The 21,778-nt window shown below is 69.4% G+C and carries 18 protein-coding genes and 1 pseudogene; 6 read left to right on the forward strand and 13 right to left on the reverse strand.

All coding sequences use genetic code 11. The features are described 5' to 3' along the window. Positions 1-66 precede the first annotated feature (66 nt). Positions 67-438 carry a YciI family protein gene (locus AB0M51_RS08880; RefSeq protein WP_344188334.1) on the forward strand — a complete coding sequence of 124 codons (372 nt, stop codon included), beginning with the start codon at positions 67-69 and terminating at the stop codon, positions 436-438. Between the two features lie 70 nt (positions 439-508). Continuing rightward, on the forward strand, positions 509-1,783 hold the full coding sequence (locus AB0M51_RS08885; protein ID WP_344188333.1) for a sigma-70 family RNA polymerase sigma factor: 1,275 nt from the start codon (positions 509-511) through the stop codon (positions 1,781-1,783). On the opposite strand, the gene AB0M51_RS08890 is transcribed toward AB0M51_RS08885, so the two are convergent. Next, positions 1,726-2,142: a MerR family transcriptional regulator gene (locus tag AB0M51_RS08890; RefSeq protein WP_344188332.1), complete on the reverse strand. Its 417-nt coding sequence runs from the start codon at positions 2,140-2,142 to the stop codon at positions 1,726-1,728. The genes AB0M51_RS08885 and AB0M51_RS08890 overlap by 58 nt on opposite strands. Before the next feature lie 23 nt (positions 2,143-2,165). Between AB0M51_RS08890 and AB0M51_RS08895 the strand changes: the two genes are divergently transcribed. After that, entirely contained in the window at positions 2,166-3,581 is a 1,416-nt protein-coding gene (locus AB0M51_RS08895; RefSeq protein WP_344188331.1) for an MFS transporter, read from the forward strand. On the opposite strand, the gene AB0M51_RS08900 is transcribed toward AB0M51_RS08895, so the two are convergent. Together AB0M51_RS08900 and AB0M51_RS08905 are read right to left on the reverse strand one after the other, a co-directional pair. Continuing rightward, entirely contained in the window at positions 3,562-4,497 is a 936-nt protein-coding gene (locus tag AB0M51_RS08900; RefSeq protein ID WP_344188330.1) for an RNA polymerase subunit sigma-70, read from the reverse strand. The two genes, AB0M51_RS08895 and AB0M51_RS08900, sit on opposite strands and share 20 nt — an antisense overlap. A 32-nt stretch (positions 4,498-4,529) precedes the next feature. Beyond that, positions 4,530-5,411 (reverse strand): alpha/beta hydrolase, encoded by an 882-nt coding sequence (locus tag AB0M51_RS08905; RefSeq protein ID WP_344188329.1) that lies wholly within the window; start codon positions 5,409-5,411, stop codon positions 4,530-4,532. A 68-nt stretch (positions 5,412-5,479) separates the two neighbouring features. Here AB0M51_RS08905 and AB0M51_RS08910 point away from each other — a divergent pair, with 68 nt between their 5' ends. After that, entirely contained in the window at positions 5,480-6,283 is an 804-nt protein-coding gene (locus AB0M51_RS08910) for an aminoglycoside phosphotransferase family protein (RefSeq protein WP_344188328.1), read from the forward strand. On the opposite strand, the gene AB0M51_RS08915 is transcribed toward AB0M51_RS08910, so the two are convergent. From AB0M51_RS08915 to AB0M51_RS08955, 9 genes and pseudogenes are all read right to left on the reverse strand, one after another. Next, positions 6,273-7,163, reverse strand: a complete 891-nt coding sequence (locus AB0M51_RS08915; RefSeq protein WP_344188327.1) for an NUDIX domain-containing protein — start codon at positions 7,161-7,163, stop codon at positions 6,273-6,275. The two genes, AB0M51_RS08910 and AB0M51_RS08915, sit on opposite strands and share 11 nt — an antisense overlap. 10 nt (positions 7,164-7,173) lie before the next feature. Further along, positions 7,174-9,402, reverse strand: coding sequence for a 1,4-alpha-glucan branching protein GlgB (glgB, locus tag AB0M51_RS08920; RefSeq protein ID WP_344188326.1), 2,229 nt, complete (start codon positions 9,400-9,402; stop codon positions 7,174-7,176). A gap of 13 nt (positions 9,403-9,415) precedes the next feature. Beyond that, positions 9,416-10,828, reverse strand: coding sequence for an aminoglycoside phosphotransferase (locus AB0M51_RS08925; protein ID WP_363748699.1), 1,413 nt, complete (start codon positions 10,826-10,828; stop codon positions 9,416-9,418). Continuing rightward, on the reverse strand, positions 10,829-12,529 hold the full coding sequence (treS, locus tag AB0M51_RS08930; protein WP_344188478.1) for a maltose alpha-D-glucosyltransferase: 1,701 nt from the start codon (positions 12,527-12,529) through the stop codon (positions 10,829-10,831). Between the two features lie 254 nt (positions 12,530-12,783). Further along, positions 12,784-13,017, reverse strand: a complete 234-nt coding sequence (locus AB0M51_RS08935) for a hypothetical protein (protein ID WP_344188324.1) — start codon at positions 13,015-13,017, stop codon at positions 12,784-12,786. A 3-nt stretch (positions 13,018-13,020) separates the two neighbouring features. Next, entirely contained in the window at positions 13,021-13,371 is a 351-nt protein-coding gene (locus tag AB0M51_RS08940) for a type II toxin-antitoxin system HicA family toxin (protein ID WP_344188323.1), read from the reverse strand. Continuing rightward, positions 13,371-13,583 (reverse strand): hypothetical protein, encoded by a 213-nt coding sequence (locus AB0M51_RS08945; RefSeq protein WP_344188322.1) that lies wholly within the window; start codon positions 13,581-13,583, stop codon positions 13,371-13,373. The genes AB0M51_RS08940 and AB0M51_RS08945 overlap by 1 nt, the downstream gene beginning before the upstream one ends. A 103-nt stretch (positions 13,584-13,686) precedes the next feature. Next, a pseudogene (gene rplD, locus AB0M51_RS08950) lies at positions 13,687-13,866 on the reverse strand (50S ribosomal protein L4); the annotation flags it as partial. Between the two features lie 757 nt (positions 13,867-14,623). Next, positions 14,624-15,760: an OmpA family protein gene (locus tag AB0M51_RS08955; protein ID WP_344188321.1), complete on the reverse strand. Its 1,137-nt coding sequence runs from the start codon at positions 15,758-15,760 to the stop codon at positions 14,624-14,626. 217 nt (positions 15,761-15,977) lie between these two features. Between AB0M51_RS08955 and AB0M51_RS08960 the strand changes: the two genes are divergently transcribed. Next, complete coding sequence (locus AB0M51_RS08960) at positions 15,978-16,490, forward strand: winged helix-turn-helix domain-containing protein (protein WP_344188320.1); 513 nt, start codon at positions 15,978-15,980, stop codon at positions 16,488-16,490. 104 nt (positions 16,491-16,594) lie between these two features. On the opposite strand, the gene AB0M51_RS08965 is transcribed toward AB0M51_RS08960, so the two are convergent. Continuing rightward, complete coding sequence (locus tag AB0M51_RS08965; RefSeq protein ID WP_344188319.1) at positions 16,595-20,965, reverse strand: S8 family serine peptidase; 4,371 nt, start codon at positions 20,963-20,965, stop codon at positions 16,595-16,597. A 247-nt stretch (positions 20,966-21,212) separates the two neighbouring features. On the opposite strand from AB0M51_RS08965, the gene AB0M51_RS08970 reads away from it, so the two are divergent. After that, on the forward strand, positions 21,213-21,773 hold the full coding sequence (locus AB0M51_RS08970; protein WP_344188318.1) for a winged helix-turn-helix domain-containing protein: 561 nt from the start codon (positions 21,213-21,215) through the stop codon (positions 21,771-21,773). Positions 21,774-21,778: the final 5 nt, after the last annotated feature.

The following is a 21,778-nucleotide window of genomic DNA, read 5'->3' on the forward strand; positions in this document are numbered from 1 at the left end:
GTCGATTCCGTGTCGCACCGATCGTCAGGAAGATGTCCAAGACAGCTTTAGACGAGGGAGCCTGAGATGGCGCAGTACATGTTTCTGCTCTACGACAGCGAGGACTGGTACGACGACCTGACCCGCGCGGAGTGGGACCAGGCGATGAAGTTGCACGGGGAGTTCGCGGCGGCGGTCGAGAAGGCCGGGGCGCGGGTGCTCGGCGGGGAGGCGCTGGAGCGGTCGAGCACCGCGAGCACGGTGAAGCAGCGGGAGGGCGCGGAGCCGATGGTCACCGACGGGCCGTTCATCGAGACGAAGGAGGCGCTCGGAGGTTTCTACCTCATCGAGGCCCGCGATCTCGACCAGGCGCTCGAGCTGGCGAAGCTCTGTCCGTCCGGCAACGTCGAGGTGCGTCCGGTGATGAGCACCTCCGACGAGGCCGCGCCGCCGGCCTGACCGTGCCGGCAGCATCGGGTACGCCGGCGGCCGGAGGTGCCGGCGTACCCGTCGGAAGTGGGGGAGCAGGATGAGCGAGGCGGTCGAGGTGACCCGGGTGCTCGATCGGGCGCACCGGGAGTGCTGGTCGACGGTGCTCGCGTCGGTCGTGCGGCTGACCCGTGACCTGGACCTGGCCGAGGACTGCACGCAGGACGCGTTCGTGCAGGCATTGCGGACCTGGCCGGACGGGATCCCGGGGAACCCGGGTGGCTGGCTGACCACTGTCGCTCGGCGGCTCGCGCTGGATCGGTTGCGGCGCGAGACGAACCTGCGGCGCAAGCTGCCGCTCCTGGTGGAGGAGCTGGGCGACACCGGTGATACGCAGCAGCCGACGGACCCGTTGCGGCTGGTGTTCACGTGCTGCCACCCGGCGCTCGCGCGGGACTCGCAGGTGGCGTTGACGTTGCGGCTGATCTGCGGGCTGACGACGCGCGAGGTCGCGGCGGTGCTGCTGATCGGCGAGGCGACGGCGGCCGCGCGGATCACGCGGGCCAAGAAGAAGATCGCCGCGGCGGGCATCCCGTACCGGATCCCGGCGGACCGGGAGTTGCCGGCCCGGCTGGACGTCGTGCTGACCGTCGTACATCTGGTGTACACGGCCGGGCACGTGGCGGCGGGGCCGGAGCTGACCCGGACCGACCTGACCGGGCGGGCGGTCGAACTGGCGCGGCTACTGGTGCGGTTGATGCCGGACGAGCCGGAGCCGCAGGCGTTGCTCGGATTGCTGTTGATGACCGAGGCCCGCGGGGACGCCCGGGTGAGCGCCGACGGCGAGCTGGTGTTGCTGGCGGATCAGGACCGGTCGCGGTGGGACCCGCAGCTGATGGCCGAGGGGGTGTCGCGGGCCACGTCCGCGTTGCAGCGCGGGCACGGCCGATTCGCGTTGCAGGCCGCGGTTGCCGGGCTGCACATGACCGCGCCGAGCTGGGAGCAGACGGACTGGCAGCAGCTGGTGCGGATGTACGACGCGATGCTGGTGAGCTGGCCGACGCCGATCGTGGCGCTCAACCGGGCTGCGGCGCACAGCCTGGTCCCCGGGGCCGACCTCACCGCGGTGCTGACCGAGCTGGACGCGCTGGCCGACGAGCCCGCGCTGGCGGCGTACGCCTATCTGCCGGCGACCCGGGCGGACGTCCTGATCCGGATGGGTCGCACCACCGAGGCCGCCGAGGCGTATCGGCAAGCAGTCCGGCTGACCGCCAATGAAACCGAACGCAGGTTCCTCACCAAGAGGCTCAACGCTCTTCAGGCGCGGGGAGCCCAGAGCTGGTCGGCGTCGCCGGCTTCCAGGCGGCCTCGGTAGACGTCGATCTTGTGGTCGATGAGTTCGAGGCTTTCCTGGAGTTCCGCCAGTTGGGTCAGGATCTCGGCGCGGTGGGACTCCAGGAGTTCCAGGCGGTCCTTCTCGTTCCCGCGGCCCGCGGAGACCAGTTCGGCGTACTTGCGGATCGTGCGGATCGGCATCCCGGTGGCGCGGAACTTGGTGCAGATCTTGATCCAGTCCAGGTCGAGCTGGCGGTACCGCCGGCGCCCGCCGGCGGTCCGGTCGACCGTGGTCACGACCAGTCCGGCGCGTTCGTAGTACCGCAGTGTGTGGGCGCTGACGCCGGTTCGTTCGGCGGCTTCGGCGATGCTGATCCCGCGTTCGTTGACTTCGAGCACGCTCTAAATCCTAACGTCGTCGTATGGCTCTCTCAACGTCTCGGTCCACTGGTCAGACCAGTACCCACAGGTACCTGGTCCTGGCGATCTGCTGCGCCAGCCTGCTGATCTCGGTGATGGACATCTCGATCGTCAACATGGCGCTGCCCGCGATCCGGGACGATCTGAACGCCTCGACGGCCGGTCTGCAGTGGACCGTCGACGCCTACACGCTGGTACTGGCGAGCTTCCTGATGCTGGCCGGCTCCACCGCGGACCGGTACGGCCGGAAGCGGATGTTCCGGCTCGGCCTGACGGTGTTCGGGATCGGCTCACTGCTGTGCAGCCTCGCGCCCGGCATCGACGCGCTGATCGCGGCCCGCGCCGTCCAGGCCGTCGGCGGCACGATGCTGAACCCGGTCGCGATGGCGATCGTGGTCACCGTGTTCCCGGACCGCGCCGATCGGGCCCGCGCGATCGGCATCTTCGGCGCCACCGCGGGCCTCTCGCTGGTCCTCGGCCCGATCCTCGGCGGCGCACTCGTCGACGGCCTCGGCTGGCGCTCGATCTTCTGGGTGAACCTGCCGATCGTCGTCGTCGCGGTCCTGCTCGCCGGCCGGTACGTCCCCGAGTCCCGTGCCGCGCACGGCCGGCGTTTCGACCCGGTCGGCCAGCTCCTCGTCGTACTGCTGCTCGGCGGCGTGGTGACCGCGATCATCGAGTCCGAGAAGCGCGGCTGGACCGCGCCGCCGATCCTCGCACTGCTGCTCGTCGCGGCGGTCGCGGCTGTCGTCCTGATCCGCTACGAGCGCCGCCGCGCGGAGCCCATGCTCGAGCTCGGGCTATTCCGCAGCGTCCCGTTCAGCTCGGCGGTCGTCATCGCGCTGGTGGCGTACAGCGGGTTCGGCGTCTTCCTCTTCGTCACCACGCTCTACCTGCAGAGCGTCCGGCATCTCTCCGCGCTGGACGCCGGTCTGAGCCTGCTGCCGGTTGGCCTGCTCATCTGCGTGCTGTCACCACTCACCGGCCGGGTGGTCGGTGCCCGCGGCCCGCGACTGCCACTCGTCGTCGCCGGTACGGCGCTCGCGCTCGGGGCGGCCGCTTCGCTCACGATCGGGCTGACCACCCCACTCCCGATCGTGCTCGCGATCTTCCTGCTGTTCGGCGTGTTCCTCGGCACGATCAACCCGCCGATCGCGAACTCCGCGGTGTCCGGCATGCCCGTGTCGATGGCCGGCCTGGCGGGCTCGCTCGCGTCGGTCGGCCGCCAGACCGGTACCTCGCTCGGCGTCGCGGTGGCCGGCTCGATCGTCGGCGCGACCGCGACCACCGACCCGCACCGCTTCGTGCGGGCGGCTCATACCGTCTGGTGGCCGATGATCGCGGTCGGCCTCATCGTCGTGGCATTGGCCCTGATCAGTACGAGCCGCCGCGCCCGTCTCACTGTGCAGGAGCTGTAGCAGGCAGACCGAAGTACGTCACCAACGAGGGCGTGCTGAAGACGTGGACGTGGGTGAGACCGCCCGGTGTGGGCGTGAGTACGGCGATGCCGTACGGCTCGCCCTTGTAGTACGAACCGACTGCGGGCTGGCCGTTCGCGATGACCGGGATCATCCGCCAGTCGCCCGGCTCACCGGCCGCGTCGACCATCACCTTCAGGCAGGTGACGAGGCCGTTGAACCAGGTCGTCGTACCGACCATCTCGAGCGCGGCATCCGCGCGCAGGGCACGTTCGAGAGCAGCCGTGTCGGCGTTCTCGAAGCCCGCGACGTAGTCGTCGAGCAATGCCTTCGCCGCCGGGTCGGTGGGCTCGTAGACCTCGCCCTGCGTCGGCGCGGTCTCGTCGATCCGGGCACGCGCACGTTGCAGCGTGCTCTTCACCGCCGCGACCGAGGTGTCGAGCATCGTCGCGACCTCGGCGGCCGGGAACGCGAGCACCTCACGGAGGATCAGCACCGCCCGCTGCTTCGGCGGCAGGTACTGCAGTGCGGCGATCAGCGCCAGCCGCAGGCTTTCCCGGAGCGTGACGATCGCGGCCGGATCGCCGGCCACCAGGGACTCGGGGATCGGCTCGATCCAGCCGATCCCGTCCGGTACCGGGTCCGGCGTACCGGCGAAATCGGTGCTCGGGGCAGCGATCCCGGACGGGAGCGCCCGGCGACCGCGCTGCTCGAGCGCGGTCAGGCAGACGTTGGTCGCGATCCGGTACAGCCAGACCCGCACCGACGAGCGGCCCTCGAAGTCCGCCCGGGCCCGCCAGGCCCGCAGGTACGTCTCCTGGACGGCGTCCTCCGCCTCGTGCGCCGACGCGAGCATCCGGTAGCAGTGCGCCAGCAGTTCCTTGCGGAACGGCTCGAGGTCGGCGAACTCTTCCATCACCACTCCCTGCACAACGGTCCCTGAACCCATCACAGCCCCAGCACCTTCCGTCCCCACTGTCCCATCCGCGCGATCGCGTCGTCCGCCTCCGGCGCGCGACCCGCCGCCATCTGGAACGTGTGCTGCATCTCCGGGAAGACATCCAGCCGTACGTCGACCCCCGCCCGCTCGGCCGCTTCTGCGAGCTGCCGCGCGTCGTCCAGCAGTACCTCGTCCCCGCCGACCTGGATGTAGATCGGCCCGAGCCCGGTGAGGTCGCCGTACGTCGGGTTCACGAACGGGTCGCGTGGGGAGCCCTCCGGGCCGAGGAAGACCCGGGCGAGCCCGCGGACCAGGTCCCGGTGGAAGAACGCGTCCCGCTCGCGGTTGCTGTCGTACGTCGCCCCGCTCGCCTCGAAGTCGATCCACGGCGAGAACGGGAGCGCCCCGGCCGGGAGCGGCAGACCGGCCGCGCGGGCCCGGAGCTGGGTGGTGATCGCCATCCCGCCACCGGCCGAGTCGCCGGTGAACACGACATGCTCGGGGGCGATGCCCTGGTCCAGCAGCCAGCGGTACGTGTCGACAGCCTCGTCGACCTGGACGGGATGGATGTGTTCGGGGGCCAGTGAGTAGTCGAAGACCAGGGCGCGGGCGCCGACGGCCTTCGCGAGGTGGGCGAAGAGCTTGCGGTGCGAGTACCGGGAGCCGCTGATGTAGCCGCCGCCGTGCAGGCACAGCAGCACCCGATCGGCAGTCGCGTCGTGCGGGACGAGCCACAGGGCCGGGCGGCCGGGGACCGCCAGATAGTCGACGTCGGCCGGCTCACCGGTCAGTTCGGCCCACTGGTCGTTGGCCAGTTCGCCGTCGGCGCGGTCGCCGGATGCGGCGCGCCTCCAGTGCCGGCGTACTGCCTCTGATTCCTTGCTTGCCATGGTCGGTTCCTTTCGCTTTGCGTGTATTGACCGGCTGGGCGCGGAAAGGAATCGGTAGGGTCGGTGCGGTGGAGTTGATCGGGCAGGGGATGGAAGGTGCCGTCTACGACCTGGGGGACGGGACGGTGCAGAAGGTGTGGTTCGGTCGGCGGCCGGAGGACGTGCTGCCGTTGAAGGCGTTCTTGGACGAGTTGCCGGAGTTGCCGTTCCGGACGCCGCGGATCCGCGAGGTGGGGGCGGGGGAGGACGGGTTCGCGGTCAGCGTGGAGGACAAGCTGACCGGGGTGCCGTTGCACGAAGCGGGGCTGCCGGAGTCAGTTGCGCTGGATGCGTTCGTGTCGGTGGTGGAGGCGCTGCGGTCGGTGCGGCCGGGGCCGGCGGCTGAGGCGTTGCCGGTGGTGGGGGAGTCGTTCTGGGTGGGGTCGTTCGGTGCGAGTTTGGCGGCGCTGGTGCGGCGGCGCGCGAACAGCTACCTGGAGCGAGACATTCCCGATTTCCCTGAACTGTTGGAGGGGGTTGCGGACGGGCTTCGGCGTGTGGAGGGGGAGTTGTCTGTGGTGCATGGGGATGTCTGTCCGCCGAATGTGTTGATGGACGGCGAGCGGGTGGCGGCGGTGCTCGATTGGGGGTTCTTGTCCACGGCGGGGGACAGTACGTTCGAGGCGTCGCTGGCGGCCGGGTTCTTCGACATGTACTCGCCGGACGCGCGGCGGCTCGACGACCTGCTGACCGAGCGGTTCGTCGAGCTCGGGCACGACCGGAAGCGGATGCGGCTGTACCGGCGGGCGTACGCGATCGTCACCGCGACGATCTACGACGAGAACGCGGGCGACGGGCACTACCGGTGGTGCGTGGATCAGCTCACGAGGTAACAGGTGAGCCGTTGCTGAGGTTGTGCAGCCGGCCGGGGTCGGCCAGCAGCATCGGTAGGCGGCGCGCGTTCAACGGGGACACCAGCCCGGCCAGCTCCTCCGGCGCACGCCACGAGATGCCCTTGATCTCGAACCCGTCCGGCTGCAACCGGTCGATCAGCGACGGGTCGTGGACGCCTCCGTCGTACAGGATCTCGACCGCGTCGCCCCAGCCTTCCCACCGCGGTAGCCAGTCGATGGCGAGGACGCCGAGCAGCGGCAACGCCGTACCGAGCTCCTCCTCCATCTCCCGCGTCGCACCCGTCGCCGGGTCCTCGTCGGGCTCGACCACACCACCCGGCAGCTCCAGGTCTTTCTTGTAGCTGACCTGGCACAACAACACCCGGCCGGAAGGATCCCGTACGACGACGTGCGCGATCACGCGCTTCTTCGGCAGCGCCGAATCCATCAACGCGGTCCACCCGGTCACCGTGTCCGGCCGTGGATCGTCGGCGCGCATCCCGTAGATCGCGACGTCCCGGCGCTCGCCGTCCACCACGGCGGCTCCACGCAGTACGCCTTCGCGCCGGAAACCGGACCGGATCGCGACCCGCGCCGACGAACGCAGCTGCACGTCCACCTCGACCTGGAGCCGCTCGAACCCGAGCTCGCCGAACGCGTACTCCGTCACCAACGGCAGCGCCTGCTCCGCCACCCCGGGGCCGCCGTCGAGTGCCCAGACCACCAGCGCGACCCCCGGGCTCGTCGGACGCAGCTCGACGGTGCCGAGCGCGTCGCGCGCACCACCTGGCGCGTGGCGCGAGACCGCGAAGCTCGTCAGCTGCCCGTTCGGCGGCGAAGGGTGCAGTGTCAGGTCACCATCGGTCAGCGGAGCGGTCACGTCGTGAACGCTACCCGGTGAAGCGCAGGTACACCGTGGCCAGGGGTGGTACGGAGAGCTCCGCGCTGGTGGACATCCCGTGCCACTCCGGTCCGTCCGCCTGGACCGAGCCGAGGTTCCCGACACCGGAGCCGCCGTACGAGCTCGCGTCGGTGTTCACCACCTCGTCCCAGGTCCCGGCGTACGGCAGGCCGAGGCGGTAGCCGTGGTGCGGGATCGCGGAGAAGTTCGTGATGCACGCGATCGTCGGCTCACCGTCGTTGCCGTACCGGAGGAACGAGAACACGTTGTTGCCCGCGTCGTTCGCGTCGATCCAGCTGAACTTGTCCGCCGCGTGGTCCGTGCTCCAGAACGCCGGGTTGTCCTTGTACGCGCGGTTCAGGTCGCGGACCAGGTCCTGCAGGCCCTTGTGGTCGCTGTGGTCCAGCAGCCACCAGTCCAGCTCGCCCTTCTCCGACCACTCCGACTCCTGACCGAACTCGCAGCCCATGAACAGCAGCTGCTTGCCCGGGTGCGCCCACATCATCGCCAGGTACGCGCGCAGGTTCGCCAGCTGCTGCCAGCGGTCGCCCGGCATCTTGCGCAGCAGCGAGCCCTTGCCGTGCACGACCTCGTCGTGCGAGAGCGGGAGCACGAAGTTCTCCGAGTACGCGTACATCATCGAGAACGTCAGCTCGTGGTGGTGGTACTGCCGGTGGATCGGCGCGTGCTCCAGGTAGCGGAGCGAGTCGTTCATCCAGCCCATGTTCCACTTGAAGCCGAATCCGAGCCCGCCGAGGTGCGTCGCACGGGTGACGCCCGGCCAGGACGTCGACTCCTCGGCGACCGTGATCACGCCCGGCACCCGCTTGTAGAGCGTCGCGTTCATCTCCTGGAGGAACGAGACGGCCTCCAGGTTCTCCCGGCCGCCGTACTGGTTCGGGACCCACTGGCCCTCTTGGCGCGAGTAGTCCAGGTACAGCATCGAGGCGACCGCGTCGACGCGCAGGCCGTCGATGTGGAACTCCTCGGCCCAGTAGATCGCGTTCGCGACCAGGAAGTTCCGCACCTGTGGACGGCCGAAGTCGAACACCAGCGTGCCCCAATCGGGCTGCTCGCCGCGGCGCGGGTCCGGGTGCTCGTACAGCGGCGTACCGTCGAACCGGGCCAGCGCCCAGGCGTCCTTCGGGAAGTGTGCCGGGACCCAGTCCACGATCACGCCGATACCGGCCCCGTGCAGCCGGTCGACCAGGAACCGGAAGTCGTCCGGGTCGCCGAACCGCGAGGTCGGAGCGAAGTACGACGTCACCTGATAGCCCCAGGAGCCGCCGAACGGGTGCTCCATCACCGGCATGAACTCGACATGGGTAAAGCCCATCTCGTTGACGTAGGCAACGAGCTCGTCAGCCAGGTCGCGGTACGACCTGCCCTTCCGCCAAGAGCCGAGATGGACCTCGTACACACTCATCGGCTCGGCATACGCCTGGGCCTGCGCGCGCCGCTGGATCCAGGCGTCGTCGCCCCATTCGTACGTCGACTCGTGCACGACCGACGCGTTCGCCGGGGGCGTCTCGGCCAGGTTAGCCATCGGGTCGGCCTTCTGCCGCCAGACGCCGTCGCGGCCGCAGATGTCGAACTTGTACCGCGTGCCCGGGCCGACGCCCGGGACGAACAGCTCCCACACGCCGGAGCCGCCGAGCGACCGCATCGGGTGCGCGCGGCCGTCCCAGAAGTTGAAGTCGGCGGTCAGCCGGATGCCCTGCGCGTTCGGGGCCCAGACCGCGAACGACGTACCGGTCACCTCGCCGGCCGGCCCGTCGTACCGGCGGACGTGCGCGCCGAGCACCGTCCACAGCTGCTCGTGCCGGCCCTCGCCGATCAGGTGCAGATCCACCTCGCCGAGCGACGGCAGGTACCGGTACGGGTCGTCGATCTCGGTCGCGGGCCCGTCCGTGTAGGTGACCTCGAGCCGGTAGTCCGGCACCTTGTCGGTGTCCAGCACCCCGACCCACACACCGTCGTACTCGTGCCGCAGGTCCAGCCGCTGCCCGTCGTACAGCACCGTCACACTCTTCGCGAACGGCCGCAACACCCGCACCGTCACCCCGTGCTCGCCGAGATGTGGCCCGAGCACCTGATGCGGATCGTGGAACGTCCCGCCCACCAGCCGCTCCAGCGCCGTCCGGTCGACCGGCACCGCGGTCACCACAGGGGGATCGACAGCCGTCACGGGCTGCTCGAAAGGTTCACGCTCGCCCATCGAAAACCTCCTGCTACTGCTCGGCCAGTTGGGCTGCTGCGGACAGGGGGATCTGGAGCCAGGTGGGCCGGTTGCGGGCCTCGTACAGAACCTCGTAGACGACCTTGTCGGCCAGGAACGCGTTCAGCAGTACGTCGTGGTGCCGGGCGTCGGTGCCGGCGACCTCGGCGTACCCGTCGCAGAAGGCCCGCTGGTTGCGGGTCGCCCACTCGGCGGCGCGGTACGCGATCTGCTGGTCGCCCTGGTGGTCGGCGAGCAGCGAACGGGCCGCGTAGTCGAACGAGCGCAGCATTCCGGCGACGTCCTTCACCGGCGTGTCCAGCGCGCGCCGCTCGATCAGCGACTTGGCCGGCTCGCCCTCGAAGTCGATCAGCTTCCAGCCGTCGATCGTCCGCAGCACCTGGCCCAGGTGGTAGTCACCGTGGATCCGCTGCACGGTCACCGGCTGGTCGTACGCCGCGAGCGCGTCGAACCATCGGCCGAGACCGGCCCGGTACGGCTCCAGCTCGGGGATCACCGAGGCAGCATGGTCCAGCCGGCGCTGCATCGCCGACGCGTGCTCGACCAGCTTCGCCGGCTCCCACACGTCGGTGCCGAGCGCCTTCGCCAGCTCCGAGTGGACCTGCGCCGTACTCGCGCCCAGCCGGTGCGACTCGGCCGCGAAGTCGCCGCCGACCTCCTCGGCGTGCAGGTCCGCCTCGGCGTACAGGTCCCGCACCGACGAGGTCGCGAACGACCAGCCGTCGGTCGCGTTCCGCTGGAACGCCGTCAGCATCGCCAGCTCACCGGTGTCGGTGCCGCCGCCCGCGCGCGGCCACCTGCCGCGCGCGGACCCCAGCACCGCCGGGACCAGGTCGGACCCGGCCTCGGTGAGCGCCGACTCGATCTCGACCCCCGGGTTGCTCCCGGGCTCGAGCCGGCGGAACACCTTCAGCAGCGCGACGTCGCCGAAGACCAGCGACGTGTTGCTCTGCTCGACCGTGAGGACCAGGGACTGCGCGTCCTCCGGCACCTCGACGGTGGAGTCCGGCGCCTGGACGGAGTGGAACTCCAACCCGTCCAGCTGCCGGTCGTGCGTGATCCCGTCCAGCCAGTACGGCGTCGCTTCCTTGTCGTGGAGCGCGTCGTACACCCAGACCTCGGTGTCGTCGAGGTCCTGCTCGACCCACTCGCCGACCAGCGCGTGGCCGAGGTTGTCGGCCGGCTCGCGGTGGTAGCTGAGCGGCAGCTGGTACACCCGGATCGGGGACTCCGCCCCGGGTGGGCCCGAACAGTAGACGAACCCGATCCGGACCGCCGGCCAGGCGCCCGCGTCCGACAGCCAGGCCGACGTGGCCAGCGCTTCGACGTGAACGTCGTGTCCCTTCTCCCCGAACCATCGTTGGCTCGCGCAGAAGGACTGGACCTGGTCCAGATGGGAAGTCACTTAGATGCTCTCCTCATGCTCTTCCGGCTTCGCAACCGGCAGCCGGAACCAGTAGAAACCGTGGGCACCGAGGGTCAGAAGGTAGGGCAGTTCGCCGATCGTCGGGAAGTGCACGCCGCCCAGCAGTTCGATCGGCTCGACGCCCTCCCACTGCCGCAGGTCCAGCTCGATCGGCTGCGGGAACCGGGAAAGGTTGTTGACGCACAGCACCACGTCGTCGCCGAACTCGCGGATGTACGACAGGACGCTCGGGTTCGAGCCGCCCAGGTCGGTGAAGGTGCCCATCCCGAAGCAGGGGTGCTGCTTGCGGGTCTGGATCATCCGCCGCGTCCAGTGCAGCAGCGACGAGGCGTTCTCCATCTCGGCCTCGACGTTCACCGCCTGGAAGCCGTACACCGGGTCCATGATCACCGGCAGGTGCAGCTTGCCCGGTGTCGCGGTGGAGAACGAGGCGTTCCGGTCCGGGGACCACTGCATCGGGGTCCGGACGCCGTCCCGGTCGCCCAGCCAGATGTTGTCGCCCATGCCGATCTCGTCGCCGTAGTACAGGATCGGGGAGCCGGGCAGGCTGAGCAGCAGCGCGGTGAACAACTCCATCTTGTTGGTGTCGTTGTCCAGCAGCGGCGCGAGCCGGCGGCGGATGCCGATGTTCGCCTTCATCCGCGGGTCCTGCGCGTACTCCGACCACATGTAGTCGCGGTCCTCGTCGGTGACCATCTCGAGCGTGAGCTCGTCGTGGTTGCGCAGGAAGATGCCCCACTGGCAGGTGTCCGGGATCTCCGGCGTCTGCGCCAGGATCTCGGAGATCGGGAACCGCGACTCCCGCCGTACGCCCATGAAGATGCGCGGCATCACCGGGAAGTGGAACGCCATCTGGCACTCGTCGCCGCCGGAGTCCCGGTCGCCGAAGTACTCGACCACGTCGGCCGGCCACTGGTTCGCCTCGCAGAGCAGGACGCGGTCCTCGTAGTTCGCGTCCACCTCCTTGCGGACCCGCTTCAGGAACTCGTGGGTGCGCGGCAGGTTCTCGCAGTTCGTCCCGTCGGTCTCGAACAGGTACGGCACGGCGTCCAGCCGGAAACCGTCGACGCCCAGGTCCAGCCAGAACTTCAGCGCCTCGATCATCGCGTCGCCGACGGCCGGGTTCTCGAAGTTCAGGTCCGGCTGGTTCGAGTAGAACCGGTGCCAGAAGTACTGGCCGCGCACCGGGTCCCAGGTCCAGTTCGAGGTCTCGGTGTCGACGAAGATGATCCGCGCGTCGGCGTACTTGTCGTCGGTGTCCGACCACACGTAGAAGTCGCCGTACGGGCCCTCCGGGTCCTCCCGCGACGCCTGGAACCAGGGGTGCTGGTCGGAGGTGTGGTTCATCACGAAGTCGACGATCACCCGGATACCGCGGGCGTGCGCCTGGTTGAGGAACGCGGCGAAGTCGGGGACCGTACCGATCTCCGGCATCACCTCGGTGTAGTGCGAGATGTCGTAGCCGCCGTCGCGCAGCGGCGACGGATAGAAGGGAGGTAACCAGAGGCAGTCGACGCCGAGCCACTCGAGATAGTCGAGCTTCTCGGTCAGGCCCTGCAGGTCGCCGATGCCGTCGGCGTTCGAGTCCTTGAAGGACCGCACGAGGACCTCGTAGAAGACGGCCCGCTTGAACCACAGCGGGTCACTCTTCGTCAGTCCGTGGTGCTGCTCCGGCAGCATGTCGGTCACGCTCACCTCCATCGGGTGTCTCCAAACCTAGTTCCCGTACCCCGATCCGGCGCACCTAAAAGGGGGAAGGGCATTGCGCTGAACCCGGACCGCTCCGGGGATACCGCGGTGAGTGGTGACGCCGGCGGTCGGACGGTCCCGCAAGGCGTTCCGCACAGTCTGGCGGCCCTTTGCCAGTACAAGCAAATAGGGCTCGCGGTCGGTCCACACTGCGATTCGATGACGGGATTCGACGACGGACCGGTTCAGCGATCGCGGTCGCGTTCTCCACGCTGCTTCTCGTTCTTGTACGCCGCCCCGCCGCGACCTCCGGCACCACCGCGCCGACGCAGGCCCCCGCGGAGTTTCACCGACTCCAGACCCGGATAGGCCTCGTCCGCGTTGACGCCGCGCCCTTCATGCCCTTCGCCAGGCATCAGAATCGCGTCCGGCTCGAGCGGTTCTTCCGTGCCGTCGGCGGGAGAGACTTCCTCGGCCATGATTCAGCGCTCCTGACTACGCTTCTTCTCATGGCGCCTAGTCGTGGGCTGCTTGCGCTGACCGGACCCGGCGGCGCCACTGGTACCAGGCGATGTGTTGCCGTTCTGAAGCAGGTCCATGGCCTTCTTCTGATCGGCGGGCTGACGGTCGGGCTCGCCCTTGCCGTTAAGGCCGGCCTGTCGTTCGATGCTGGCCCAGGTACCGGTCTTGATTTCCTTGTGCTTCGGGACCGACACCGTTCGCTTGCCGCGCTGCCAGATGACGTGGTCACCTTTGCCGCGCTTGTTACCGGGGACCGGGGCGTAGCCTGCAGCCCGGAGTGCGGCCTCGGCGTCCAGGCGTTTCTTCGCCATCAGTCATCCTCGACGGTGACGACCAACTGCTCGGGGATGCCGACCACGTCGGCCAGCGCGATGATGGCTTCCTTCAGGTCCTCGATAGCTTCCTCGCGTGTCTCGCCCTCACCGTTGGCGAACGCGTCCGGGGTCAAGGCCGCAGCGGCGGTCCAGCCGCCGTCCTCGTGGTCTTCCTCGACGGTGAACGGGACGTGAATCTCGCGTGACAAGGCCGCCTCCTGGGGCTCGTGGATCTATCGCGATCGTAGGACCGCTCCGGGTTCAGAGCTGCGGGTTCGGTTGCTGCCTGTAACCGGCAGCCCAGGGCGTGGCTCAGTCGCGTGGGTTCGCGGACTTGCGGGGGCGGCGGGCGTACTTGGTGAAGCCGGCGCGCTCGGCGTCGGCCTCGGTGCGGAACCAGACCTCGGGTTTGGTGCGGCCGTAGTACGGCGAGTCCGGGGTGTGGAAGAGCATGGACTGCGCGTTCCCCTTGATCGTGAACCCGTCTGGCGGCCCCTGGTGCGGGACGGCGTCCGCCGATCCTTCGCCGTACCTGCCCACCGGTTCTTCGGGTGCGGTGCGCAGGTCGTCGAACAGCGTCGGCTCGTCACCCATCAACTCGGAGAACCCCACCGCACCGACAGAACCGTCAGCCGACCCACGAACCGGCTCCACGGGGGAGTTGCTGCTCTCGTCAGCGCGATCTGCCGTCGCCGACGACTGCTCATCGGGTGCCGGATCCGCCGGCTTTGTGTGAGGTACGGAGCGCTTTGCCGGAGGTGTTGCTGCTGGCGTCGGTTGCCCGGCGGTAGAGCCGTTGGGCGGCGCGGGTGCTGCGGGCTCCGCTGGGTTCGCGTGTGCTGTAGGTGACGGCTTCGCGGGGGCGGGGGGTGTGTGGTCCAGCGGAGCGGAGTGGTCTGGTGAAGCGGGGTGGGCTGGGGTGCGGCGGTCCAGGAGGAGCCAGGTGATGGTGGCGCCCAGGAGGAAGGCCAGCACGGAGCCCAGCCAGTTGTCGCGGAGCAGCCACGTCATCAGCGGGTGCCTTTCGCCGGGCGGAGGCGGTGCACCAGCCAGGCGGCTGCGCTGCCGAGGACGAATGCGGCGAGGAGTAAGACCCAGACCTGTGCGAGCAGCCAACTCATGGAATCCCCTACGAAGGCTATGGACCACGGCGACCCTACTCCGTCGGACCCGGTGATCGCACTTCAACCCGGGAGATCGCGTGCCCGTGCAGAGAACGGCAGCCCACACCCGGCTCCGAGGCCCGCGATCACCCGGCCGGGTTGGGCCGGATCTCCACGCGCCGGTTCGCGATCCGGCCGGCGCCGGTGCTGTTGGACGCGATCGGGAACGCCTCGCCGTACCCGTTCGCGCTGATCCGGCCCGGCGCGACGCCGAGCCGCACCAGTTCGGCCTTCACCGCGGCGGCGCGGCGTTCGGACAGCGGCAGGCTGGTGGCCGGGGAGCCGAGGTTGTCGGTGTGCCCGGCGACCTCGATCCGCGCCGTCGGACAGGATTTCAGCAGTGCGGCGGCCTTGATCACGGACGGCTTCGACGCGTCGTTCACGATCGACGTACCGGACAGGAAGTTGATCCGGTACTGCCGGGTGAACTGCGCCAGCCGGGTCGGGAAAGTCCGGCACGGCTCGCTCGCCGCGGTCTTCGGCGGCGCCGGCAGCACGAGCTGGTCCGCGACCACCGCGCCCGGGACCGCCTTCGCCGCGGCCCGTCCGACGGTCGCCTTGGTCGCCTGGTCCGGCACCTGTCCGGACAATGTCAGCGTCTGCCCGTCGTACCGCACCGAGGCGTCGCCGGTCCCGAGCGCGAGTGCCCGCAGCAACGCGGTCAGCGTGGTCGCGTCGGCGAGCCCGTTCGCCGGGTCGATCGTCGTCCGGTCGTCGTACTCGCGGTCCGCCCCGAGCACCTGCCGCACCTCGGCGCCGAGCGCGTCCTTCACGGCCTGGCTCCGGACCGGCGCCTGAACCCGGATCGACCGGTCCGTCCGCCCGACCTCGAACGCCGGTACGTCCGCCTGCGCCGGCTGAGTGCTGGTCGTCGGGCTGCTGGTCGTCGGGCTGGTGGTGGAGGAGGTCGTGGGGGAGGAGGTCGCCTGTGCGGCGGACCCGTGGTCGATCCGCACCGCCCGCACCCCGTCGACGGCGGCGACGATCTCCCGGACCTGCCCCTCGTCGGCATTCGCCGGCACGGTGACGTGCGCGTCCCGGCCGTCGAAGTCGACCCGGCCGGCCTCGATCCCGCGCGCCTTCAACGCCGCCTCGGTCCGTTCCCGGAGGTCGTCCTCGGTGGTGCCGGCGCGGGCCGGGACCAGGACAGCGGTCAGCAGTACGGGAACCGCGAGGGCCGCGAGCAGCCAGATGACGAGCGGCCGTCGTACGGGACCGGGCACTGTTCCTCCGTGGATGCGGTCAGAGTGGCCGTGCGCCAGGAGAGTACTCCGCCGCGGCTGCCGGCCGCACACCGCGAGGCCCCGCGTCGCCGGGTTTCTTGTCCTTTCTCGGACAGGACGCATATGCGCCAGCCCGGTGCGCCGTGAATCGCTTGACTTAATTCGTGACCTGAACCGTACTTAGGTGGGGCCGGTTTCGACTGGGGGAGGGCTTGCCGTGCAACCGATCGCTGCTGGGCCGGAAGAATCGTCGTTGATCGTCGGGGTGGCCGCGTCCACCGCCGAACGCGTGCGGCTGGCGCGCCTGCTGGGCGGGGCCGACGCTCTGTTGCTGGTCTCGAACGCCGAGCAGGCACGCGCGTTCTTCGAACTGACCGGTACGGCGCCGCGGATCGTGACCGCGCCGGAAACCCCACAGATCAAGGCGGTTCCGGAGCCGATCGCCGAACTGCGGCTGGACGTGGAGCGCCGGGTGGTCCGCTGGAAGGACCGCGAGTTGCCGCTGACCCGGCTCGAGCACGACTTCCTGCACTGCCTGGTCGCGGAACCCGGCCGGGTGTGGACGTACCAGCGCCTGCACCACGCGGTCTGGGGCAACGAGCACCTCGGCCACGGCTCGCACATCCACTCGGTGGTCAAACGCCTGCGCCAGAAGCTCGCCAGCCTCGGCGCCGCCGTCACCATCCACGCCGTCCGCGGCGTCGGCTTCCACCTCCTGCCCGCGACCTGACCTTTGCGGAACTTTTCCGGCACCAGCTGCCGGAAAAGTTCCGCAGTACAGGGCTCGGCCCCCGCAACCGATCGGTCGCGGGGGCCGAGTTTCGTGCTATCTGGCTACTTGATCGACTTCAGGGCGAAGTCCTCGACGACGGGGGTGCCGTTGACGAGCTTGGTGGTGCGGGTCTGGGGCTTGTAGCCGTCCTTCGCGGCGATCAGCGTGAGCGGGTTGTTGCGACGGTCGAGCCAGTACGCGTACCGGCCGTTGGCGTCGGTGATGAACGTGTAGGACTGCGCCCACGAGTCCACCTCGACGATCGCGCCTGCGAGCGGAGCGGACGCGCCGGCCGAGCTGACGCCCGTGACCGTGCCCATCAGCTTGCTCCAGGTGGTGGGCGGGGTGACGTTCATCGTCACGCCGACCGGAGCGACCGAGTAGGGGGTGTTCTCACCGATCGTCACGGCACCCGTGTAGGTGCCGGGCTGGTCGACGCTCGCGGAGAGCGTGACCTTCACGGTCGTCGACTGTCCCGGGGCCAGCGTGGCCTCGGTCTGGTCGAGGGACATCCAGCTCACGTCCCCGGACGACTCGGCACAGTCCTCGAGACCCGGCAGGGCCTCGCTGTCCACGGTCGCCGTGAAGCCGCCGGACGAGCCGCCGACCTTGTAGAAGCCGCACGCCGCCCCACCGCGGTACCGCGGCAGGTTCGCGTTGGGCAGTGCCGACCAGGCCTCGGTCGACGGGTCGTAGGCGAACCCGGCGTTGGTGACCGCGCCGGCCTGGACGCCGCCGACGATCAGCAGCTTGCCGCCGGCGACGGAGTACGACGCCGCCCAGTGGTCGGCCGGGGCGTCCGCGATCGCGGTCCAGGAGTCGGCTCCCGGATCGTAGACGTACGCCGACTTGAGCGAGTTCGTGCCGTCGTTGCCGCCGGCGCAGTACAGCATGCCGTCGATGGCGCCGCAGGACGCGAACGCGACCGACTTCGGGTAGTTCGCCAGCGTCTGCCAGCTGTTCGCGTCGGCGTCGTACCGCACCACGGTGTTGCTCATCGGGGTGCAGTTCGCGGAGGTGCAGCCGCCGACGGCGTACAGCTTGCCGTCGAGCACGGCCTGGCCGGCGGCGGCCCGGGGAGCCGGGTTGGCCGCGACCGCGGTCCAGGCGTTGGTCGCCGGGTCGTACGACCAGGTGTCCGCGGCCGGGCCGGAGGATCCCCAGCCGGAGCTGGCGATGATCTTGCCGCCGACGACGCCGACGGTGATCGCGTTGCGGGCGCCCGGCAGCGGGGCGATCGCGGTCCAGGCGAGCGAGGCCGGGTCGTACACGTAGCTGTTCGCCGTCGACGCACTACCGTTGCCACCGGCAATCGAGTAGACCTTGCCGTCGAGGTTCACCACCCGGTTGTCCATCACGGTCGCCGGGTAGTCGGCGATGTCGGCCCACGGAGCCGCCGTCGGCTTCGCGGTCGCCGGCGTACTGCCGGTCTTGCCGGACAGCATCCGGGCGAACGACGTGTCCACGGAGAGCCGCTGCAGCGGGGCGCCGGTCCCGTTCTCCACCTCGGCCTTCGAGGTCTTGGTGCCGTTCGCGTTCTCCAGGACGAAACCGCTGTTCTTCTCGCCGAACTTCACGTCGACCGGCGCGCCACCGGTGTTGGTGACCTTGAACGACTTCGTCACCTTGCCGGTCGGCAGCTTCAGGTTGTCGGTGATGCTGCCCGGCGTCACGGCCAGCTGCCCGGCGGTCAGCGTGTAGTCGGCGGTGGTGGCCCAGTCCGCCTCGACCCCGACGGTCGCGGTCGAGCTGACGTAGTTGCCGGCCTTGGCGGTGAAGCCCTGGTCGCCGTCGGCCGCCGTGTACAGCCAGTAGAAACCGTCGTTCAGACCGGTGTCCTCGGGCGTCGCCGCGGTGGTCGCGCTCTCGGTCGTGCCGTCGTGGGTGACGACCGCGCCGTTCACGTAACCGCTCGTGTTGGCGTCCTTGACGTTGCCGACGACAATGCCGCCGCCGGTCGGCACACAGGTGACCTGGCTGCCGATCAGGACGTTGTCGACCTCCCACCACCACGCGTACTTCGACTCGTAGTAGTGGAACCGGACCTGGACGTTCGCCTGCCCGGCGGCCTGCGGGATCGCGATCTCCTTCTGGCCGGTCGCGTTCGCGGTCTGCTGCAGCACGTTGGTCCAGGTGGCACCGCCGTCCAGCGACAGGTCCACGTCGGCCTTGTCACCGAGCCGCTTGAAGTCCTGGTTGAACCGGATCACCGGAGCGGCGACCGAGCTCAGGTCCACGACGGGGCTGACCAGCGAGGTGTCCTGCTGCCCGCCGCTGCCGTACTTGTCCGAGTCGGCGATCGCGAAGTTGCCGGCGCCGCCGGTGGTGTTGCCCCGGCTGCCCGGGTTGTCGAACTTCCAGACCTGGCCGTTGCCCTTGTTGTCGACGACCGTCCAGCCGTTCGGCGCGGAGGTGCCGTCGAAGGTCTCGTAGACGCCGTCCGAGCCCCACTTGTAACCGGGCGCGGTGGTGCACGAGTTGGCGTCGGCCGGGACCGCGATGTTCTTGGTCAGGTTGCCGCTGCCGACCGTGATCGGCTGGCTGACCGTGGCGTACCCCGGGTACTTCGTCTCGATCTTCAGCGAGTACGCCGCACCCGACGGGACCTTCAGGCTGTACCGGCCGTTGCTCGGGGTGGTGTAGTCGAACACGCCGCCCGGACCCTCGACCGAGACCTTCGCGTACAGCGGCCAGCCGTGGCCGGAGCCGTCCGTGACCGTGCCGCCGACGCTCACCTGCGGAGTGCTCTCCAGGGCGAAGTCCTTGGTGGTGGTCTGACCAGTGGCGACAGTGGCTGTTGCGGTAGCGGTCTTGTACCCGAAGGACGCGACCGTCAGGTTGTAGTCGCCCGCCGGCAGCACCGACGAGAACGAGCCGTTGCTGCTGGTGGTCAGCGTCTTGTCGGGCTGGCCGTCGGCCTTGATCGTCACGCTCGCACCGGCCAGCGCGGCACCACCGGTGGCGGCGGTGACGGTGCCGGACAGCGTGCCGGTGTCGCCGATCGGCGCGGCGCTCACCAGCGCCAGCGCGTCCAGGCGGCCCTGGCCGAAGACGTTGTTGTTCGCGTCGGTGCCGCCGCACTGGCTGTCCGGCGTGTCGATCGCGGTCTGGTTCAGCAGCGCGCGGGTCGCGGCCACGTCACCCTTGAGCGCCGGCGACGCGGACCACAGCAACGCCACGGTGGCCGTCAGGTGCGGTGTCGCCATCGACGTACCGTTGAACGCGCCGTACGTGTTGCCCGGCAGGCTGGAGCGGACGTTCACACCAGGAGCCGAGATGTTCGGCTTGATGGTTCCGTCCTGGCCGGCACCGCGGCCGGAGAACGACGCGATGTTGTTGTTGATGTCGTAGGCACCGGCCGAGTAGTTGCTCGTCAGGCTTCCTGGCGAACCGCTGCTCTGACAGGCCGATCCGCTGTTGCCGTTGGCGAACGCACCGAAGATCCCGGACGCGGTCCAGGCCAGGGTGATGTCCTCCATGAACGGGTCGTTCGACGGGAGCGTGGAGCCCCAGGAGTTGTTGATGACGTTCGGGCGCTTGCTCGCGTCCGGGTTCTGCCCCTGGAGGTCGGTCGGTTCCAGCATCCACTGGCCGGACGAGATCAGCGCGGCGTCGCTCGGGCAGCAGCCGTTCGCGGCGATCCACTTGACGCCCGGCGCGACGCCGATCTGGTTGCCGGCGCCGTCGTCGCCGACCATCGTGCCCATCGTGTGGGTGCCGTGGCCGTTGCCGTCGGACGGTGCGTTCGGCGAGGTGCCGGCCGCGTCGAACCAGTTGTAGTTGTGGTCGAAGGTGCCGTCGCCGTTGTTGCCCCGGTACTGCTTCACCAGCGCCGGGTGGTCGTACTGCACCCCGGTGTCGATGCTGGCGACGACGATGCCCTCACCCTTGTCGCCGTACTGCGACCAGACCTGGTTCGCCTTGATGTTCGCGACGCCCCACTCGACCGACTGGACCGCCTTCTCCTGCGTACCGGGCGTGACCTTCGGTACCTCGAGCTGGACCGGTGCGTACAGGCCCTCGACCTCGGAGTGGGTGGCGAGGTCCTGGGCGAGCGCGAGCGAACCGTTCTCGATCCGGATCGCGTTCGTTCCCCAGAACGCCTGGTACTTCACGTGTTGCGCGTCCAGGTCGGCGCGGACCTTCGCCTGGCTGTCCGCGGCGGCCTTCTTCAGCGCGGCGGCGACCGCCGTACCGCGCTCGTTCCAGTTGGTGATCCGGCTGGCGGCGGTCAGGTCGGCCTTGGCGGCGAACCGGACCCAGTAGTCGGACGCTGCCTTGGCGTCCTTGCCGTCCAGCCTGGCCATCAGTTCCGGCTTGATCTTGGCGGCGGGCGATGGCGTGGCTTCCGGTTTCGTCGGAGGCGACGCTTGGGCCTGGCCGGCGGCGGCCATCCCGGTCGCGACGACGGCCAGCGCCGCCAGGGTGCTCACCAGTGATCTGGCGAGCCCCTTTCGTTGATGTGACATCTCTGCAGCCCCTCACTTGAAAGACCCCGAGTCGACTCCCCCGAGTCACTTGCTGCAGCAGGACGCTATGTGTCAGAACAACGTGGTAACAAGCACACTTGGTAAGCAACTCGTGACTAACTGTCGCGCCGATCGAGGCAGCTGTGAGCAAACTGAGCAAACGTTGTCAGATTCGTTGACGATGCCCAGCAGGTGTTGACATCGTGATCAGATGGTCACCGCCCGTGAACCCGCCCGAACGGACGCCGATCAACCAGAGACCTTCCCGCTGCTGATCGCGGTTGCCGCGTCGCCGGAGCAGCGTGTCCGGCTGGCCGAGCTCGTCGACGACGTCGCGCCGTTGCTGCTGGTCTCCAGCCTCGACGAACTCCGCCGGCTCCTGGCCCCCGCCCAGCCACCGCCGCCCGCCGTACCTGCTGCTGAGGCCGGTCCCGCGCCGGCGGCGGGCGAGGACGACCAGCTCACCGTCGACCCGACCCGCTCTGTCGCCCGGTGGGGCGCCCGCGAGATCCAGCTGACCGACCTGGAGCAGGAACTCCTCGCCCGGCTGATGTCGACGCCGCTACGAGTCTGGTCGTACGACGCCTTGCACCAGAGCGTCTGGCCCGGCCGTGACGTCCGCGGCACCGCCGACGTGCACTCGGTGGTGAAACGCCTGCGCCGCAAACTCGACGATCTCGGTACGACGGTGACCATCGACGCCGTCCGCGGGATCGGCTTCCGGCTCACCGATCACCAACGCCCGCTGATCGCCGATCTCCGCGCGGGGTAACGTCG

Source organism: Kribbella sp. NPDC051137 (assembly GCF_040682535.1).
GTDB classification, from domain to species: Bacteria; Actinomycetota; Actinomycetes; order Propionibacteriales; family Kribbellaceae; genus Kribbella; species Kribbella karoonensis.

Excerpts from the sequence above, each read along its gene's own strand:
- AB0M51_RS08880 (WP_344188334.1), top strand. The coding sequence starts at position 67 with ATGGCGCAGTACATGTTTCTGCTCTACGACAGCGAGGACTGGTACGAC.
- AB0M51_RS08885 (WP_344188333.1), top strand. The coding sequence starts at position 509 with ATGAGCGAGGCGGTCGAGGTGACCCGGGTGCTCGATCGGGCGCACCGG.
- AB0M51_RS08895 (WP_344188331.1), top strand. The coding sequence starts at position 2,166 with ATGGCTCTCTCAACGTCTCGGTCCACTGGTCAGACCAGTACCCACAGG.
- AB0M51_RS08900 (WP_344188330.1), bottom strand. The coding sequence starts at position 4,497 with ATGGAAGAGTTCGCCGACCTCGAGCCGTTCCGCAAGGAACTGCTGGCG.
- AB0M51_RS08905 (WP_344188329.1), bottom strand. The coding sequence starts at position 5,411 with ATGGCAAGCAAGGAATCAGAGGCAGTACGCCGGCACTGGAGGCGCGCC.
- glgB (WP_344188326.1), bottom strand. The coding sequence starts at position 9,402 with ATGGGCGAGCGTGAACCTTTCGAGCAGCCCGTGACGGCTGTCGATCCC.
- treS (WP_344188478.1), bottom strand. The coding sequence starts at position 12,529 with ATGCTGCCGGAGCAGCACCACGGACTGACGAAGAGTGACCCGCTGTGG.
- AB0M51_RS08935 (WP_344188324.1), bottom strand. The coding sequence starts at position 13,017 with ATGGCCGAGGAAGTCTCTCCCGCCGACGGCACGGAAGAACCGCTCGAG.
- AB0M51_RS08940 (WP_344188323.1), bottom strand. The coding sequence starts at position 13,371 with ATGGCGAAGAAACGCCTGGACGCCGAGGCCGCACTCCGGGCTGCAGGC.
- AB0M51_RS08970 (WP_344188318.1), top strand. The coding sequence starts at position 21,213 with ATGGTCACCGCCCGTGAACCCGCCCGAACGGACGCCGATCAACCAGAG.